This is a genomic window from Portibacter marinus, from assembly GCF_021533195.1.
Taxonomy (GTDB): Bacteria; Bacteroidota; Bacteroidia; order Chitinophagales; family Saprospiraceae; genus Portibacter; species Portibacter marinus.
Genome location: NZ_JAJNKB010000002.1, coordinates 411,142 through 427,851 on the forward strand (window position 1 = coordinate 411,142; position 16,710 = coordinate 427,851).

13 protein-coding genes are annotated in these 16,710 nt (G+C 38.0%); 8 read left to right on the top strand and 5 right to left on the bottom strand.

From position 1 onward, the window contains the following. The first annotated feature begins 29 nt into the window (after positions 1 to 29). Positions 30 to 1,328 (top strand): UDP-N-acetylmuramoyl-tripeptide--D-alanyl-D-alanine ligase, encoded by a 1,299-nt coding sequence (locus L2567_RS05940; RefSeq protein ID WP_235296831.1) that lies wholly within the window; start codon positions 30 to 32, stop codon positions 1,326 to 1,328. Here the strand turns inward: L2567_RS05940 and L2567_RS05945 are convergent. Then, complete coding sequence (locus L2567_RS05945) at positions 1,309 to 2,142, bottom strand: arginase family protein (RefSeq protein ID WP_235296832.1); 834 nt, start codon at positions 2,140 to 2,142, stop codon at positions 1,309 to 1,311. The two genes, L2567_RS05940 and L2567_RS05945, sit on opposite strands and share 20 nt — an antisense overlap. Positions 2,143 to 2,458: 316 nt before the next feature. On the opposite strand from L2567_RS05945, the gene L2567_RS05950 reads away from it, so the two are divergent. Both L2567_RS05950 and L2567_RS05955 read left to right on the top strand, forming a co-directional pair. After that, on the top strand, positions 2,459 to 4,210 hold the full coding sequence (locus L2567_RS05950) for an OmpA family protein (protein ID WP_235296833.1): 1,752 nt from the start codon (positions 2,459 to 2,461) through the stop codon (positions 4,208 to 4,210). Between the two features lie 54 nt (positions 4,211 to 4,264). Beyond that, on the top strand, positions 4,265 to 4,432 hold the full coding sequence (locus tag L2567_RS05955; RefSeq protein WP_235296834.1) for a hypothetical protein: 168 nt from the start codon (positions 4,265 to 4,267) through the stop codon (positions 4,430 to 4,432). A gap of 711 nt (positions 4,433 to 5,143) precedes the next feature. On the opposite strand, the gene L2567_RS05960 is transcribed toward L2567_RS05955, so the two are convergent. Then, positions 5,144 to 6,451 carry a pyruvate dehydrogenase complex dihydrolipoamide acetyltransferase gene (locus L2567_RS05960; RefSeq protein ID WP_235296835.1) on the bottom strand — a complete coding sequence of 436 codons (1,308 nt, stop codon included), beginning with the start codon at positions 6,449 to 6,451 and terminating at the stop codon, positions 5,144 to 5,146. Positions 6,452 to 6,589: 138 nt separating this feature from the next. On the opposite strand from L2567_RS05960, the gene recR reads away from it, so the two are divergent. The 5 genes from recR (at position 6,590) to L2567_RS05985 (ending at position 12,410) form a co-directional block, all read left to right on the top strand. Continuing rightward, positions 6,590 to 7,210, top strand: coding sequence for a recombination mediator RecR (recR, locus tag L2567_RS05965; protein ID WP_235296836.1), 621 nt, complete (start codon positions 6,590 to 6,592; stop codon positions 7,208 to 7,210). A gap of 5 nt (positions 7,211 to 7,215) precedes the next feature. Beyond that, complete coding sequence (locus L2567_RS05970; RefSeq protein ID WP_235296837.1) at positions 7,216 to 9,075, top strand: glycosyltransferase family 2 protein; 1,860 nt, start codon at positions 7,216 to 7,218, stop codon at positions 9,073 to 9,075. 3 nt (positions 9,076 to 9,078) lie between these two features. Then, a complete protein-coding gene (locus tag L2567_RS05975; RefSeq protein WP_235296838.1) occupies positions 9,079 to 10,260 on the top strand; it encodes a M20 metallopeptidase family protein in 1,182 nt (393 codons plus the stop codon). Between the two features lie 115 nt (positions 10,261 to 10,375). Then, on the top strand, positions 10,376 to 11,650 hold the full coding sequence (locus L2567_RS05980; protein WP_235296839.1) for a sigma-54-dependent transcriptional regulator: 1,275 nt from the start codon (positions 10,376 to 10,378) through the stop codon (positions 11,648 to 11,650). 43 nt (positions 11,651 to 11,693) lie between these two features. Then, the gene (locus L2567_RS05985) at positions 11,694 to 12,410 is read left to right on the top strand and encodes an LOG family protein (protein ID WP_235296840.1); all 717 of its coding nucleotides are present in this window, start codon (positions 11,694 to 11,696) and stop codon (positions 12,408 to 12,410) included. Here L2567_RS05985 and L2567_RS05990 read toward each other — a convergent pair. The 3 genes from L2567_RS05990 to L2567_RS06000 are packed head-to-tail and all read right to left on the bottom strand — an operon-like array spanning position 12,407 to position 16,700. Further along, on the bottom strand, positions 12,407 to 14,290 hold the full coding sequence (locus tag L2567_RS05990; RefSeq protein ID WP_235296841.1) for a putative porin: 1,884 nt from the start codon (positions 14,288 to 14,290) through the stop codon (positions 12,407 to 12,409). The two genes, L2567_RS05985 and L2567_RS05990, sit on opposite strands and share 4 nt — an antisense overlap. A gap of 48 nt (positions 14,291 to 14,338) precedes the next feature. Beyond that, positions 14,339 to 15,733 (bottom strand): choice-of-anchor B family protein, encoded by a 1,395-nt coding sequence (locus L2567_RS05995; protein ID WP_235296842.1) that lies wholly within the window; start codon positions 15,731 to 15,733, stop codon positions 14,339 to 14,341. A 4-nt stretch (positions 15,734 to 15,737) separates the two neighbouring features. Further along, entirely contained in the window at positions 15,738 to 16,700 is a 963-nt protein-coding gene (locus L2567_RS06000) for an SPFH domain-containing protein (RefSeq protein ID WP_235296843.1), read from the bottom strand. Positions 16,701 to 16,710 lie beyond the last annotated feature (10 nt).

A 16,710-nucleotide genomic window follows, 5' to 3' on the forward strand; every position in this document is an offset into this window, starting at 1 on the left:
AATCGTGAGGACTTTTTTATTTTGTGCCCATGAGTACATTGGATAAATTGTATGGTTACTATAAGCTCAGCGACGGAGTAGTAACCGACACCAGAAAGAATCTCAAAGGCAAAATCTTTTTTGCATTGAAAGGTCCGCGTTTTAATGGCAACAAATTTGCCTTGCAAGCCATAAGCGAAGGGGCATCTTATGCGGTAGTAGATGAGGAGCAGAATAGCGTAGATCACAGAATTATTTTGGTGGATAATGTTTTGGAAACGCTGCAAAACTTGGCGAATCTTCATCGCAAAAAGTTAAATACTTTTATTATTGGAATCACAGGATCTAATGGAAAGACGACCAATAAAGAACTTCTACACTCCGCACTTAGTCAGAAGTTTATCTGCTACGCAACTAAAGGGAATCTAAATAATCATATTGGCGTTCCACTAAGTTTGCTGGATTTAACAAAGCAGGATGAAATAGCTATTATCGAAATGGGTGCAAGTTTACCTGGTGATATTAAAGAACTGTGTGCTATCGCCGAGCCTGACTGTGGTTATATTACCAATATAGGATTAGCCCACATAGAAGGTTTAGGAAGCAAAAGCGGTATTCAAAAGGAGAAAGGGGAATTGTTTAATCATGTAAGTAGAAAAGGCGGCCAGTTTTATGTTAACTTAAATGCACAAGAGGTAGTTGAGCTGTCCAACGGTTATGCCGGCAATGTAACTGTGGGGGAAGAAAATTCGGCGGACTATCAGTTTCAGTGCCTTTCAATAGTTCCCAATGTAGTATTAGGTTATGAAAATGATGTTATTCCCTGTCAGATTTATGGCCATCATAACTATGAAAATTGTAAGATGGCTGCTGCTATCTCACTTGATCAAGGAGTTTCGCTGGATCAAGTCAAAAAAGGCTTGTCTATGTATAGATCTGAAAATAATCGAAGCCAATTATTAGAAATGGATGGATTAAAAGTTTTTTTGGATGCCTACAATGCTAATCCGTCGAGCATGAAAGCAAGTATCGAAAGCTTCATGTCCTTTGATGGGGAAAGAAAGGTCCTGATTCTCGGTGATATGTTAGAACTGGGTGTGGAGGAACAAAGGTTACACACCTCTTTATTGAATTTCATTGTAGAAGATTGTAAAGTAGAAGACGTTGTTCTTGTAGGTCAATGTTTTTATGCTCTCAAGAATGATTATCCTCAATTTAATTTTTTTCTTTCTACCTCAGACGCCAACGATTACGTTAGTGCGACAGTTGAAGAAGGAGGTCAAATTTTAATAAAAGGATCCCGAGGTATTGCCCTGGAAAAACTCTCCATTATTCAACAGATGAAATAATGTTCAGCAGTTCTGGACTTATAAGGTCTTTGCATGCATTTTGATAATCTTCATAACTGCAAGATTTCCATTTGTTCATCGGGATATCCGGAATTTTCACCCACCATCTTCCGGAAGATTTAGATTTATAGAAGGATACGGACATATCAAGGCTGTCAACGTCAACCACATATTCATTTACAGTATTGGTGAAATAAGGATGGTCTGGAAATCTAATGGCTGCGGCTTCAGCATAATACCAAATTAATTGACTGATAAGAGAAATCTGGGATTCTGTGCAATTATTGATGATAACAGTCTTGTTCAGTTCGTTCATGCCGGCATATCGAAACATCTGGGTGGCATCTTCACTGTAAAGACCACTTGGATTGCTGAAAGATTCGTTATTAACGTCTGAAGATCTGATGGCATCCAGATCGAAGAAAAACAATTTACTTTCCCGAATAAAGGGCTCGCAGTGGGATATATTATTTTTCAAAGAACCTAAGGAGATGAAGTTTTCATCCATCTCATCTACTAGATGTCTTTGAGTGGCAATGCAGGTCACTTGTGTGCTTAAATCAAGCACTGTCTTTTTAGGACTGGCTGTTACATAAGAGATGATTTCTAAGTCTATTTGATCTGTTATTCCTTGTATCAGTTCTTCAGTATGTTTTATGTAAATTAGTACTTCATTTGAGTTTATTTGTAATTCCTCTGTACTGTCTACAATCTGAAATTCTATACCAGGTTGTTGATTGAAATGGCTTAGCTTAATATGGATTTTATTAACAAGATGATAATTATCGCCAGTGAGCAGAATATTTGTAATCATGAAATAAAATTTAATTTGGCGACAATATAAATATTAATATTTACATGGATATGTAAATAATTAATAAATAGATTTTTACATAGTATTATTTTATTGTATAGGAAAAGTATACTTTTTCACAAATCGAACAATAGCTTTCATTTGTGATTATTATTAACGAAAAGATAGCTTTTAAATGAATTTTATGCTATTTTCGCATGGTAAACGTGGGATTTAATTAGTATCAAGCCCTAGTTTTATCATTCGAATCATTGATTTGAATGTAAAAATCAATATTTTTGTACACAGCCAAACACTTAAAGAAAAAAATCGAATTATGACAAAGAAGTTATGTTTACTCGCATTTTCACTTATGTTCTTAGGAATGATGAGTGTAAGTGCGCAAGACGACACATGGACATCTGCAGAAATTGGAGATGAAATGACAGTTGATGCTGAGCAGAATAAGCAATGGAGAATGGGACAGGCCTCCTTTTCTGCTAAGCCGAAGAACGCATGGGAACTGGGAATAGCATTGGGACATTTTCACATTAATGGTGATGTTCCAGCGAACTTTCCTTCTGGATTTGGTCTCGGATTGCACATTAGAAAAGCCATCAATTATACCCTGTCATGGAGAGCTGAAGGGTTTTACAGTGTTGCAAGAGGAATTGACGGCAGATCTACTCAAGCAGCAGTCTTAAACTTAGATAATGAGGGCACAGATTTGAGTGCCAGAACATTTAGAAATTTTCAAGCGACTAGTATAACGGGTGGTTTATCAGGTATAGTAAACATTGGAAATCTACTTTTTCATAGTCCAAGAAATAAGTGGAATGCGTACTTGGGAGTTGGAGTTAGTATTACCAATACTACTGTTGTTATGGACTATGTTCAGGGAACTGAGGAAAATGGTGCTCCTTATGAGTGGGGTTCTCTTATTGGCCAGGAAAACTCTAGACAAAAAAGAGCTGATATTAGAGAACGATTAGATGGATATGATCACACTGCGGAAAATGATAGAAATGTGGCCTTTTTCTTTGATGATGGAATGATTTTTCCTTCATTCTTGGGAACAGTGGGAGTTTCGAGAAAAATAAATAAGAGAGTAAATATTTCTCTTGAGCAACAAATGATTGCACAGGACTTTGACAAGTGGGATGGTCATGAGTGGAGATCAGCAGTGGATCAAACCAATGATAGCGATATTGCCGCTTTTACATCAATTAGAATTGGTGTTAACTTAGGCAACTTTGATAATGTTACTGAGCCTCTATATTGGTTGAATCCTTTAGATGCTACTTATAATGATATAGCAGAATTAAAGCAAAGACCAGTACTTGACTTAACGGATACAGATGGTGACGGTATCATCGATATGTTGGATCAGGAATTGGATTCCCCTGCTGGATGTCCTGTGGATACTAGAGGTATAGTTCTTGATAGTGATGGAGACGGAATAGCTGATTGCAAAGATCAAGAGCCATTTTCAGCTCCTGGATATGATACTGATGAAATGGGAGTCGCTATTATTCCAGATCCTGGATATATGACGGAATCTGACGTAAACGATGTCATTAATTCCAAAATGGGAGCAATGGAAATGACTTTAAATGAAATTAAAGACGGATGCGGAAATTGGTTTTTGCCAATGATTCATTTTGATTTAGATAAATATTATATCAAGCCTGAATTCTATGGACAATTACACCATGTAGGTGAGTTGTTACAAAGATGTCCTGGACTATGCGTTACGGTTGTAGGTCACACAGATGCCAGAAGCGGTGATGACTATAATAGAGTTTTATCTTACAATAGAGCTAATGCAGCTATCGACTATTTAGTTGCAAAGTATGGAGTTGATAGGGAAAGAATGATTTTGATGTATGGAGGAGAGGAGCAGCCATTGGTTGATTCTGGAGCGAGAGGTTCATCTGAATCTAAAAACTATATGAATAGAAGAGTAGAATTTAGAGTTTGTCAGCCTGGCGATGAAGAAATGGCCAAGCCGGATGGACCTAATGCCGGACAAGGACCTTCAGGAAGAACAGGTTCTCAGTATAGCGGCAACAAAAACAGTGGATACTAATTAAATACATAACTTCTATAATTTGAGGGTCTCACATTAATTTGTGAGGCCCTTTTGTTTTATCGCAGTTTGCTCATTGGTTTATTATGGCATTCCAAGGTTAATGAGATCAGGGAGAATAGGGAGATCAAGGAGAATAGGGAGAATAGGGAGATCAAGGAGAATAGTGAGATCAAGGAGAATAGGGAGATCAAAGGAAAAAAGGCAGAAAACGGAGGATAAGGGTGATCAGTAAGGCTAGAATGGTCAGTGATGTCAAAGATCACGGAGATCATGGAGGTCACTGAGAAATTTGGATGAAATCTAGGAGTACAAGGATATGAAAGATAATAGGGAAATCACGTAGAGCTCAGGGTGAGATCTGGGAGGAAATGGAGATTAAGAAGAATGAAATGATCGGAAAATTGAGGAAAATTGAAAAAATTGAAAAAATTGAAAAAATTGAAAAATTGAAAAATTGGAAAATTGGACAGGTTTGACATAAATAGTGGTGAGTCTACGATATCCCCTTTTGATTAATCAAGAAGTTTTAGAATAATTAAATGATGAGAAATCCAGTATAGAAGTGGGGATTAATTTTACACTATAACAAGAACGACAACTTATCTTGAGTTTAGCAAGACGATCAAACCATCACTTTACAGATGCTTTAGAGAGAAACCACATTGGTCTGTAAATGAATTGTAATTTAAATTGTACAACTCATTAATGACTCTATAAATTAAATCATTCAGCCATCAGGGAAAACCTTGATCGGTCATTTCTTCCATCTTTGTCTTATTTGAATGTAATGAATGTTACCACACTAAGATGGAAGCTCATAGCTAAAACTTAATAGAATGAAATCCATTAAATTCTCAATCTGAAACCTGGGCTTTCACCCCTTCACAGCCATGAAATTGAAATGATCTCATTGATAATGCCGGCAATATTTTACACCAACATCATTACAGGATTTTCTAAGTATGATTTAAAAGTAGCCAGGAATTGAGCTCCTGTAGCTCCATCTACTACTCTATGGTCACACGAGAGTGTCACCTTCATAATATTACCGGGAACAATGTTACCATCTTTCACTACAGGTACTTTTTTAATCGATCCAACGGCTAAAATGCATGAATCCGGTGGATTGATGATTGCCGTGAACTCCTCAATGTCAAACATGCCCAAGTTTGAAATGGTAAATGTATTTCCTTGCATTTCATTGGGTTGTAGCTTCTTGTTTTTTGCTTTTCCGGCTAACTCTTTCACTTCGACATTGATTGCAGAAAGCGGTTTATGATCAGCATTATTGACCACAGGGACCAATAAGCCATCGGGTACAGCTACTGCCACTCCTACATTAATTTCCTTGTGGTAAGTGATCTTATCACCATGCCAAGATGCATTGATTGCAGGATGTTTTCTTAAAGCCAAGGCTGCAGCTTTCACAACAAAGTCGTTAAACGATATTCGGGTCTCACTGATTTCATTGATGCTTTTTCTGGAACTGATTGCATTGCTCATATCTATCGCAATAGTGAGATAGAAGTGAGGAGCACCAAACTTACTTTCGGAAAGTCTTTTGGCTATCGTCTTTCTCATCTGACTGACTTTATGATCGCCATAATCGAAATCTGCTAATCCACTTTCTACCATCGGTATGCTGATGCTACCAGAAGATTTACTGCCAGCCCCTGAAGAAATATATTCCTCTATATCTTTCTTAATAATGCGGTTGTTTTCGCCACTTCCTGTTACCTCGCTCAAATTGATATTGGCTTCTTTCGCCATGGACCTGGCTAGAGGAGAGGCCTTTATTCTTTCGTCATCACTGGCTTGATTTCCTTCTTTTTGATCTGAACCACCATCTGATTTTGACTTGGCTTCACTTGACTTGTTCTTTTCTTGAGACTCAGAGGAGGATTTTTTCTCTTTCTCACCATCATCTTCAACTTCTTTTTGCTCGTCCCCACTTTCAGCAGATTCAGATTCAGCCGCTTCAAGAGCAGGTTTGTAATCTTCACCTTCTTCACCGATCACTGCCAATATGCCATCCACTGGTACTGGCCCAGATTCAACACCTATATATAATAAAACGCCTTCTTGATAACTTTCCAGCTCCATGGTCGCTTTGTCGGTTTCTACCTCCGCAAGTACATCACCTGGTTCAACTTCATCGCCAACTTGCTTCAGCCACTCTACAATGTTACCTTCCTCCATTGTATCACTCATTCTGGGCATTCTAATTACATCTGCCATATTTGTATTCTTAAATTTTGAATGCTAAAAATAATATATAAAATTTAAATTGCTATTATTCACCCTGCTTTCCATTACAAATCTTGAAAACTCAGATAAGATAGATCATTTTCCTGCCAGAAACACTATTTTTACCTCATGAAGTTTTCGTCCACTTTATTAAAAGATGCTGTAGAAGCACTTTCCGAGCTGCCGTCTATCGGCAAAAAGTCTGCCCTTAGATTGGTCTTGCATTTGCTTAAAGATGAGAGTGATTTGGCCTTGAGAATATCTGATAAGGTAGTTGCTCTTAAAACCAAAATCAAGAAATGTGAAATATGTTTCAATTACTCTGATAACAATGTATGTGAAATTTGTTCAGATCCATCCAGGAATAAAAAACTGATTTGTATAGTTGAATCTATAAGGGATGTGATGGCCATCGAAGATACCAATCAGTACTCAGGAGTTTATCATGTATTGGGAGGTGTTATTTCTCCTATTGACGGCGTAGGACCCACAGAATTGACCATCGAACAGCTTGTTGAAAGGGTGAAAAATAAACCACCTAACGAAATCATTATGGCAATATCTCCCACTATTGACGGTGAAACGACCATATTCTATATCAGTAAAAAACTAGCTCATACAGATATAAAAATCAGTACCATCGCAAGAGGAGTTTCTTTTGGAGGCGAATTGGAATACGCAGACGAATTAACGCTCGGTAGATCTATCCACACCAGAATTCCATATAATTTAGATGTTAACAGTGATTGATGCGGGTGAACATAAGCATAATCATCGTCAATTATAATGTTCAGTATTTTATAGAACAATGCCTCGATTCAATTTTCAAAGTTTCTGATTACAAAGGCGTTATTGAAGTAATTGTAGTTGACAACGATTCTTCAGATGGTTCCCGAAAACTAATAAGGGACCATTACCCTGAGGTTTTACTGATTGAGAATGAAAATAATGTCGGATTTTCTATAGCTAATAATCAGGGTATTAAATTGGCTAAAGGAAAGTACATTTTGTTATTGAATCCAGATACACTTTTATCAGAAAACACACTTACGGCGTGTTTTGCACAAATGGAGTCTTCGCCTAAAATTGGTGCCCTCGGAGTTAGAATGGTTGATGGTGCCGGTCAATTTTTGCCAGAGTCCAAACGCGGCTTTCCTTCCCCCTCTGCTTCTTTTTATCGATTCTCCGGATTGTATAAACTATTTCCACAATCTCCGGTAATCAATAGTTATTATCAGGGACATATAGGAGAAATGCAGACCGCTGAAACAGAAATTCTTTGTGGCGCATTCATGTTCATACGTACGAAGGTCTTAGATGAGATTGGACTATTAGACGAAGCTTTTTTTATGTATGGAGAGGATATAGACTTGTCTTACAGAATTAGAAATGCTGGTTATTCCGTCTTATACTTCCCCGAAACTTCTATCGTGCATTTTAAAGGTGAAAGTACTAGAAAAGACTCCATCGCCTATACTCAGCGTTTTTATGATGCTATGGATATTTTTGCCAATAAACATTTTAAGAATAGGAGAGCCAGTTCATTTTTGAAGTCGCTTTCGTTCATTATTTGGCTTAAAGCCTTTCTATTTTATCTCAAAGGAATTTTTTCCAAACTCTTTTTGCCTTTTATAGATGTCGTTTGCATTTTCGGAGGTTTATACATTATTTCGAGTATTTGGGCAAGATTTTATTTTGGGGATGCTGATTATTATAGCAATGCACCATTGACTCTTAATTTTACGCTTTACACTTTAATTTGGGTGCTTTTTGTTTTCTTTGGTGGCGGCTATGATAAGCAGATAAAGTTGATGAAGGTCATGAGAAATTTGCTTATCGGAACATTTGCCATTCTGGCAATCTACGGACTTTTAGAAGAATCATACCGGAGTAGTAGAGCAGTTATACTGATTTCTGCATTTTTCGCAATTATCGTACTTCCATTACTAAGAGTTTTTTTAGGTCAATTCGGTATGGTGGAGGTTGATAACTTGGGAAAAAGGAAAAAGGTACTGGTCCTGTCGAATGACGAGGAGTTTAGGAAAATAAAGAGAATGCTAAATGCGGCCAATACAAAAATCCAGATCATCGAACAAATTCCAGTGGATGTGTCGACCTATGAATTATCTGAACTGATTAAGGTGAGGGGATTTAATGAGGTCATTTGTAACGTTCGCCAAGTGGGGATGCAAAGAGTGATTGAATTAATGTCAGCAATCGGATCGGAAGTGTCCATAAAGATTACAGGCGAAGATTCCCTTGGTATAATAGGCTCTCAATCAAAAAATACAAGTGGGGAGATTTATACCATGGAAGTAAATTATAACATTCAAAGTCAAAGCAGTAAGAGAAACAAGAAAATATTTGATTTCATAATTTGGCTGATTCTGACGATATTGATACCTCTTACTATCTTTTTCTCTTCTACTCGTAAGATTATCTTCAGAGGAAGAAAACTTTTAGTTGGTCAACAAACCATCATTGGGTATCATCCAACGGACCAATTGCCCCGAATCGCAGAACCAGTGTTTCAGATTTCAGATACAGAGGCCAGAGACTATGCCAAGAACTATACGGTATGGAAAGATTTTAGATATTTGTGGAATTACCTTTAGCTTATGTCATTGATAGATAGAATAAAGACATTAAATGCCAACTACTTTGATGAGCTCATTGAAATTAGACACTTTCTTCATGCACATCCTGAGCTTTCCTTTGAGGAAAAGGGCACCAGTGACTTTATAAGTGGCAAGCTAACAAAATATGGTATTGAGCATGAACGAGACTGGGGTGGTCATGGAATTGTAGCCCATATTATCAATGATCCCACTTTTGCTACCATTGCCCTTCGTGCAGATATAGATGCATTACCTATTCACGAGGAGAATGAAGTTCCCTATAAATCATTGAATCAAGGGGTTATGCACGCCTGTGGACATGATGTTCACACCACTAGTCTTTTAGGAGCATCTAGAATACTCAAAGAGTTAGGTAAAGAAGCGAAGAAAAATTTCAGAATAATATTTCAGCCCGGAGAAGAAAAGTTACCTGGTGGAGCATCGATCTTGATTAAACAAGGAGTTCTTAAGAAGCCAGTACCGACCTGCATTATTGGTTTACATGTTTATCCATCGATGGAAGCTGGCAAAGTCGGATTTAGAAAAGGTATGTACATGGCTTCAGCTGATGAGATTTATTTGGAAGTTAATGGAAAAGGAGGCCATGCTGCCATGCCACAGAATAATGTGGATACAATCTTAATGGCGGCAACAATCATTCAGAATCTTCAACAAGTGGTTTCAAGGAAGGCTGATCCAACTATACCCTCTGTGCTGTCTTTAGGGAAAATACATTCAGAGGGTGGGGCAACCAACATTATTCCTGACATAGTGAAAATAGAGGGGACCTTTAGGACGATGGATGAAAAATGGAGATTGCAGGCACATGAATACATCAAGGAAATCTGTGAACACACGGCCGAATCGATGGGCGGTTTTTGTAAAGTGGACATACAAAAGGGGTATCCATTTCTTATCAATGATGAAAAAATAACGGATAAGGCAACATTAGCAGCGCAAAATTATCTTGGAAATGATCGGGTAGAGGATTTGCCTATTAGAATGACATCAGAGGATTTCGCATTCTATTCCCAGGAAATTCCAGCTTGCTTTTACCGTTTAGGCACTGGAAATAGGCAGAAAGGCATTACATCTTCGGTGCATACTCCCACATTCGACATCGATGAATCTAGTTTAAGAATTAGTTCAGGTCTGATGGCATATATCGCAATAAGTCAGTAATAAAATCATATTATAATAAATTATAATTTGTAAAGCGATTATTAATAATTGTTTACTTATTATAAAATTATTTAATATATTGCCACATATTTAATCTTAAAGAAATACGTGGATTATGCCTAAAATATTAATTGTCGATGATGACAGTAGTATCAGAAGAACACTGAAAGACATATTAGAATTTGAAAAGTATACGGTCGATGAGGCAGTAGATGGATTAGATGCAATGGTTCATATCAAGCAAAACAAGTACGATGTGGTCATTATGGACATTAAAATGCCAAAGCTTGACGGAATGGATGCCATTGAAAGTGTGCAGAAATTACGCCCTGATCTTCCAGTTGTTATGATTTCTGGGCATGGAAACATTGATACTGCTGTAGAGGCAGTTAAAAAAGGTGCTTTCGATTTTATTCAGAAACCACCAGATCTAAACAGACTGCTTATCACGATCAGAAATGCGATGGATAAGAGTTCATTGATCACCGAGAAAAAGGTGTTACAGAGAAAAGTGCGGAAGAAAGATTCTCAGGAAATGATTGGAACCTCTGACGGTATCGAGCTAATTAAGGACACCATTGATAGGGTAGCTCCCACAGATGCACGTGTATTAATTACGGGCCCCAATGGCACGGGTAAAGAACTTGTGGCTCGCTGGATGCATATCAAAAGTAGTCGCAAGGATGGACCTATGGTAGAAGTAAATTGTGCTGCCATTCCTTCAGAATTAATCGAAAGTGAACTTTTTGGGCATGAGAAAGGAGCCTTCACCTCAGCTGTGAAGAATAGGGTGGGAAAGTTTGAGTTGGCCAATGATGGTACATTGTTTCTTGATGAGATTGGAGATATGGGGCTTTCAGCTCAGGCTAAAGTACTTAGAGCTTTGCAGGAGAGTAAAATCACAAGGGTAGGTGGAGACAAGGAAATCTCTGTCAATGTCAGAGTTTTGGCTGCAACCAACAAGGATTTAAGAGCTGAAATCCGAAAGGGAAATTTCAGAGAAGATTTATATCACCGACTCGCTGTAATCATTATTAAAGTGCCAGCTTTGAATGAAAGACGAGATGATATCCCTTTACTCGTTGAGCATTTTTCAGACATTATTTGTAGGGAATATGGTATAGGAGTTAAGAAGATAGATACAGCTGCGATGAAGTTGCTACAGGGTCTTAATTGGACTGGAAATATCAGAGAATTGAGAAACGTGGTGGAACGACTCATTATCTTAAGTGGTAATGCCATCACAAAAAAAGATGTTGAACAATTTGTAGTACCTTCCAGTTCTAAAAAAGATGCACTGACAGATCTGTTTGATAAATACGAAGACTTACATAAATTGCAGTTGCATATTAAGAGAGAGTACGAGAATTATAAAGGTGTTTTAGTATAACTGTAATGGTATCAGTACTCCTTATTAACTAAGGAAATTTAGAATGACGGAAGAAACAAGGTTGAGAAAGGCCAAAAAGCAATGGACACAGATGAAAGGAGAAAACTCCTGGACCATGTTCAAAGTGCTGGCTGAATTCGTTGATGGATTTGAAACATTGAATAAAATCGGCCCTTGCATCTCTATTTTTGGATCTGCAAGGACTAAGCCCGATGGTAAATATTATAAACTGGCAGTTGAAATTGCCAAAAGATTAACAGAAGAAGGTTTTGGTGTCATTACGGGTGGTGGTCCTGGCATTATGGAAGCTGCAAATAAGGGGGCGAAGACCAATGAAGGAATGTCCGTGGGATTAAATATTGACCTTCCATTCGAAACATCTCATAATGCATACATTGACCCTGATAAAAACCTTAATCATAGATATTTCTTCGTGAGAAAGGTCATGTTTGTAAAATATGCACAGGCTTTCGTCGTAATGCCTGGGGGATTTGGAACGCTTGATGAGTTGTTTGAAGTACTCACTTTAGTTCAAACCAATAAAATAACAAAGGTACCTGTCATTTTAGTTGGTTCTGAATTTTGGGGTGGATTGAAAAGTTGGATTACTTCCGTCATGCTTGAGAAGGAGAATAACATATCTGAAAAGGACCTTGACTTAATACCGATTACGGATGATATCGAAGAAGTGGTTGATATTATCAATGAATTCTATGAAGGAGACAAATCACACTCGCTCAAGCCAAATTATGAGCTCTAGTTCCAGAGATTCCATTGAATTCCAAATCGAAACCTGGCGTCAAACTGAGGATAGCCCTGAACCAGTTGTTCCACATCATCTCTAATAAAAAAAGCGAGATTTTCGTATTTCACAAAGGTGGTAAAAGAGCTTACTTTGAATGAAATTCTTGCGTCTAACATGGGGTAGGGGGAATATAATCTTTGGTCATTCAAATAAAACTGACCAATCACAGGATTGTAAAAAGGTAAATATTCACTGAATATATATCGAAAATCAAATCCAGCTTTGAGAAGCATTTTATCTTTAAAGATATAATCATAAAAGCTCAAACTATTTTTTGTGAAGATGGAAGGTAGATTTACGTGTACTTTATTCTGGTTTTGTAGATAAGCAGAGTTCTCTAACAAAAACTTACCTAAAGATATATCCCATTGACCATAAAAAACCAGTACCGAATACAATCCAGAGTCCTGATTAGGAAAAGAACTGATATCAAAGTACACGTAGTTGAATGTATTTTGAAGTTGGCCTCCTAACCTTATCTTCCAGGTTTCATTGAAATATTCCGCTTTAAGTGTTTGCAGTAGCAGAGGGTTGAGGCTATTTTCATAGAAAAAATCCTGGTTTAATAACAATTGTTCCTGTACCTTATTAACACGATATCTGCCTGCCAGAAAAGAAAAAAGAAATCCTTGGTTCCTGGTCAATCGTAATTCTGCATTGGCATTTAAACCAAATTCATTGGCAGCATCTAATAGCCCATAGAAAACATCCGTCTTAATCAAAAGCCTATCTTTTATATTTAAGGCTCCTTTGAAAGTGAGGTAGATCTCATGTAGCCTCTCTTTGTAACCCGAAAGATCTATGGTATTGAAATCATATCTTAAGCCAGTCTCAAAATGGTAGTAGTTTTTAAAGCTATTATGGAAATATAGTCCATTTCTTATTCGATTAAGTTCATTGTAATTTCTAATACCTCTATTCCCGATCCAATAGGACTTGTAGAGCGTACTATCAGAAGAAATGCTGGGATCTGAATAGCGATAAAATTCGTTGAATGAAACAGCTTCATAACGAAGTTTGGTTTTAAAGTCAGACGTCAAACTGTCCGAGCCCACATAATAAAAAGCATTGAATACGATGCTTCGGTTTTGGAGTCGACTTTCAGCGTCTGTAGATAAAACATCCACGTTTTCTCTGATGTCATTAATGGGATTACTTAGAGAACTGAGATCTTGTACTCCACCATTAATTTCTTCAGCTGAAGCATTTAAAATGAAAGATAGGAAGGTAGATAATCTTGGGTTACCTCTGTACGCCAAGCTGCTCAAAAAAGAGGTTTGCCTTGTACCTTGATGTTGATAAATTCCTTGTTGAGAAATTCGATCATAATCAATGACAAAGTTGACATCATTTGCGAAAGAGCGACTAAATAATGCTCCAACCTTAAGATCTGATTGGGTTTCGCCTCCTGAAAAGTATAATTCTGAGAATGGACGGACTTGCTCAAAATGTTTAATGTCATTAATGGTCTTATGATACAAGTCGTATTGGGTGTAGCCCAGATTGAATTGATTGATTAGTGGAATTTCTAATATTGTAGAGTAGGCGGCAGAGCCAACATTTCCCAGGTGACCGTAGTCAAAAGGTCTAGCGCGTGCGGGATCATATTGCTGGAAATAGGGATCTAACCCCTTAATTTTAAAACTGTCCCTGGCATCAATATCGTCCAGGGTATATGTCAGTAATTGATTACTATCAATTGCCACGCTTTCTCTTTCCAGCAAGCGATCAAGGGGCTTGCCTTTGGGTCTGATCAAAGTGTCTTGTTGAGCATTGCCGATGCTTACCACAAAAGTGGTTGAAACGATGAAGATTGCTCTTAAGTATTTGACCATACCTGTTGAATTGCGCTGCGAAATTAAAAATATGATATCAAATACCTTTTATTGCTGTACAATTATCTTCTCCACTTGTTTGCCTTCAAGGGTAAATATTTCAGCAAAGTAAACGCCTGGCTGATTGATTTCAAGATTTTTAGTATTTGAGTTGTGAATATCAAGACTGTTAACCAATCGACCATCAGCGCTATAAATATTGACTTTTTTCAAGGCTGTTTCGGACCAAATGCGAAAGAAACCACCTGTTGGATTGGGAGTGATTTTAAGTTTTGAAGAATTTATTTCTTCTGTCGCAACGGACTTACAGTAATCTGAAAATCCACTGATCACGAAAAGCCCATTTTGCATATCTGAAACCAGAATATTACCTGAGGGAAGGAATGGATACACTCCCCATGCACCTTCGTAGTTCTCTCTTGGCGAAATGTCAGAAGTAGGGTAGTATAAAATCCTTTTTGGTCGTCCCGGGTCAGATAGATCATATACCTGCAAGCCGTCGTAGTAATAGGAAGTAACGAGATAATTGCAACGAACGATCTGATTATGAGGAATGGAATATGGTGAATTATTACCTGCGTCAAATTTTGAAATATAGGTAATGTTTCGTGGATCGCTTACATCAAATACTTTGATATCGGTACCCCAGGTTTCGTCTGCCATATAGTAATACTGACCATCATCGCTTAGCCAACCAGAGTGGTTATAACCAGATTCCGGGTAATCACTACTTCTAAGATGTGATAAGACCTTTAGATTTTCAGGATCTTCCATATCAGCAATGACCAGGCCGTCATATCCAGCATTAAGATATGCAATATGATCCCGAATGAAGCCATCATGATAATGTCCCACACTTACTCCATCTATTCCAGTTCGAAAATCTCCTAGTTGAACAGGATTTAATGGTTCAGAAATATCATAAGCTCTAATCGCCGAATAAGGGTCGTCTCCACCTTTTGCCGCAAATACATATAGTCTTGCCTGAGAGGTATCAATAAAAAGATTGTGGGCCCTTTCTATTCTATCATCATCCACGTAGACGACCTCAACCTTTTCGGGAAGATTGGATACATCAATTATTTGTAGCTTCGACTTTAGGGTCCCTATCTGCTCATCTGCGATAGAATACAGATAGCCTTTGTAATCATGGTAGTCTCTGTGTATGATGTGAGGGCCAAAAGACACGCCTTGAACAAAAAAGTCTTCTACAGGATTTTCAGGGTCGGTGACATTAATAAAGTGCGTGCCGGCTGTGGATCCAATGATTGCGTATTCAGCATCGTTGACCGCAAGACCCCATACTTCATTATAAGTATTGTTGTAAGCAGAAGATCCTACCAAATCTTCGTTTTTCCAGTTAGATAGTAACACTCCCTTCTCAGCTTGTCCCCACATAGTAAGAGTTACAAGCAAGAAAGTGAAAAGCCAGATTTCCCTCATGTATTTATCTTTGATTCGGCAACTTGAGCTTGTCCGCTCGTTCTCTCTCCTCCTCTAACGCTTTCATTTCCTCACCCATTTTGTTAGCTGCTACAAATGAGGTTACCATTTGGGACAACATATCACTAGCAGCAGTCGGTGCATTTGGTAGCAGTATAAGATTGCTATTTACATTCTCACCCATTGACTGGAGTGTGTCGTAGTGCTGGGTGATAACGATTAGCGCTGATGCCTCTTGCGAGTTAATGCCTACTTGATTTAAAACCTCTACAGAATCCTCCAGCCCTTTTGCGATTTCTCGTCTCTGGTCCGCAATACCCTGACCTTGCAGTCTTTTAGACTCTGCTTCTGCTTTGGCTTTAGCAACAATTCGAATTCGCTCTGCTTCACCTTCATACTCTGCTGCCGTTTTCTCTCTTTCAGATGCGTTAATTCTGTTCATGGCATTTTTTACGGCAAGATCCGGGTCAATATCTGTCACCAAGGCTTTTATGATTCCATAACCATAGGTATTCATGGCCTCCTCCAGTTCTCTTCGAATGGCTATCGCAATATCGTCTTTACGCACAAAAACGTCGTCCAACTTCATTTTAGGAACTTCCGCTCTCACTGTATCGAAGACGTAAGAAGTGATTTGGGCAGTAGGGCTTTCTAGGCGATAAAAGGCTTCATAAATGGAATCGCTCAGAATCTGATACTGAACACTGACTTTCATTTTGACAAAAACGTCATCCCTGGTTTTGGTCTCGACAAGCACATCCAATTGTTGAATTTTTAAGTTTACCCTACCACTCACTCGGTCAATTAATGGGATTTTGAAGTGGAGTCCAGGAGATTTAATAGAATGAAACTTTCCTAGCCGCTCAAGTATGGCTGAAGTTTGCTGCTTAACTGTAAAAAGTCCACTGACCAGTAAAAAGAACACAATGAATGCGAGGACCATGTAGATGAAAGGAATATTTTCCATAAGAGTAAGT

Coding starts and splice junctions, on each gene's coding strand:
- L2567_RS05950 (WP_235296833.1), top strand. CDS start 2,459: ATGACAAAGAAGTTATGTTTACTCGCATTTTCACTTATGTTCTTAGGA.
- L2567_RS05990 (WP_235296841.1), bottom strand. CDS start 14,290: ATGGTCAAATACTTAAGAGCAATCTTCATCGTTTCAACCACTTTTGTG.
- L2567_RS06000 (WP_235296843.1), bottom strand. CDS start 16,700: ATGGAAAATATTCCTTTCATCTACATGGTCCTCGCATTCATTGTGTTC.
- L2567_RS05980 (WP_235296839.1), top strand. CDS start 10,376: ATGCCTAAAATATTAATTGTCGATGATGACAGTAGTATCAGAAGAACA.
- L2567_RS05985 (WP_235296840.1), top strand. CDS start 11,694: ATGACGGAAGAAACAAGGTTGAGAAAGGCCAAAAAGCAATGGACACAG.
- L2567_RS05995 (WP_235296842.1), bottom strand. CDS start 15,733: ATGAGGGAAATCTGGCTTTTCACTTTCTTGCTTGTAACTCTTACTATG.
- L2567_RS05960 (WP_235296835.1), bottom strand. CDS start 6,451: ATGGCAGATGTAATTAGAATGCCCAGAATGAGTGATACAATGGAGGAA.
- recR (WP_235296836.1), top strand. CDS start 6,590: ATGAAGTTTTCGTCCACTTTATTAAAAGATGCTGTAGAAGCACTTTCC.
- L2567_RS05945 (WP_235296832.1), bottom strand. CDS start 2,142: ATGATTACAAATATTCTGCTCACTGGCGATAATTATCATCTTGTTAAT.
- L2567_RS05975 (WP_235296838.1), top strand. CDS start 9,079: ATGTCATTGATAGATAGAATAAAGACATTAAATGCCAACTACTTTGAT.
- L2567_RS05940 (WP_235296831.1), top strand. CDS start 30: ATGAGTACATTGGATAAATTGTATGGTTACTATAAGCTCAGCGACGGA.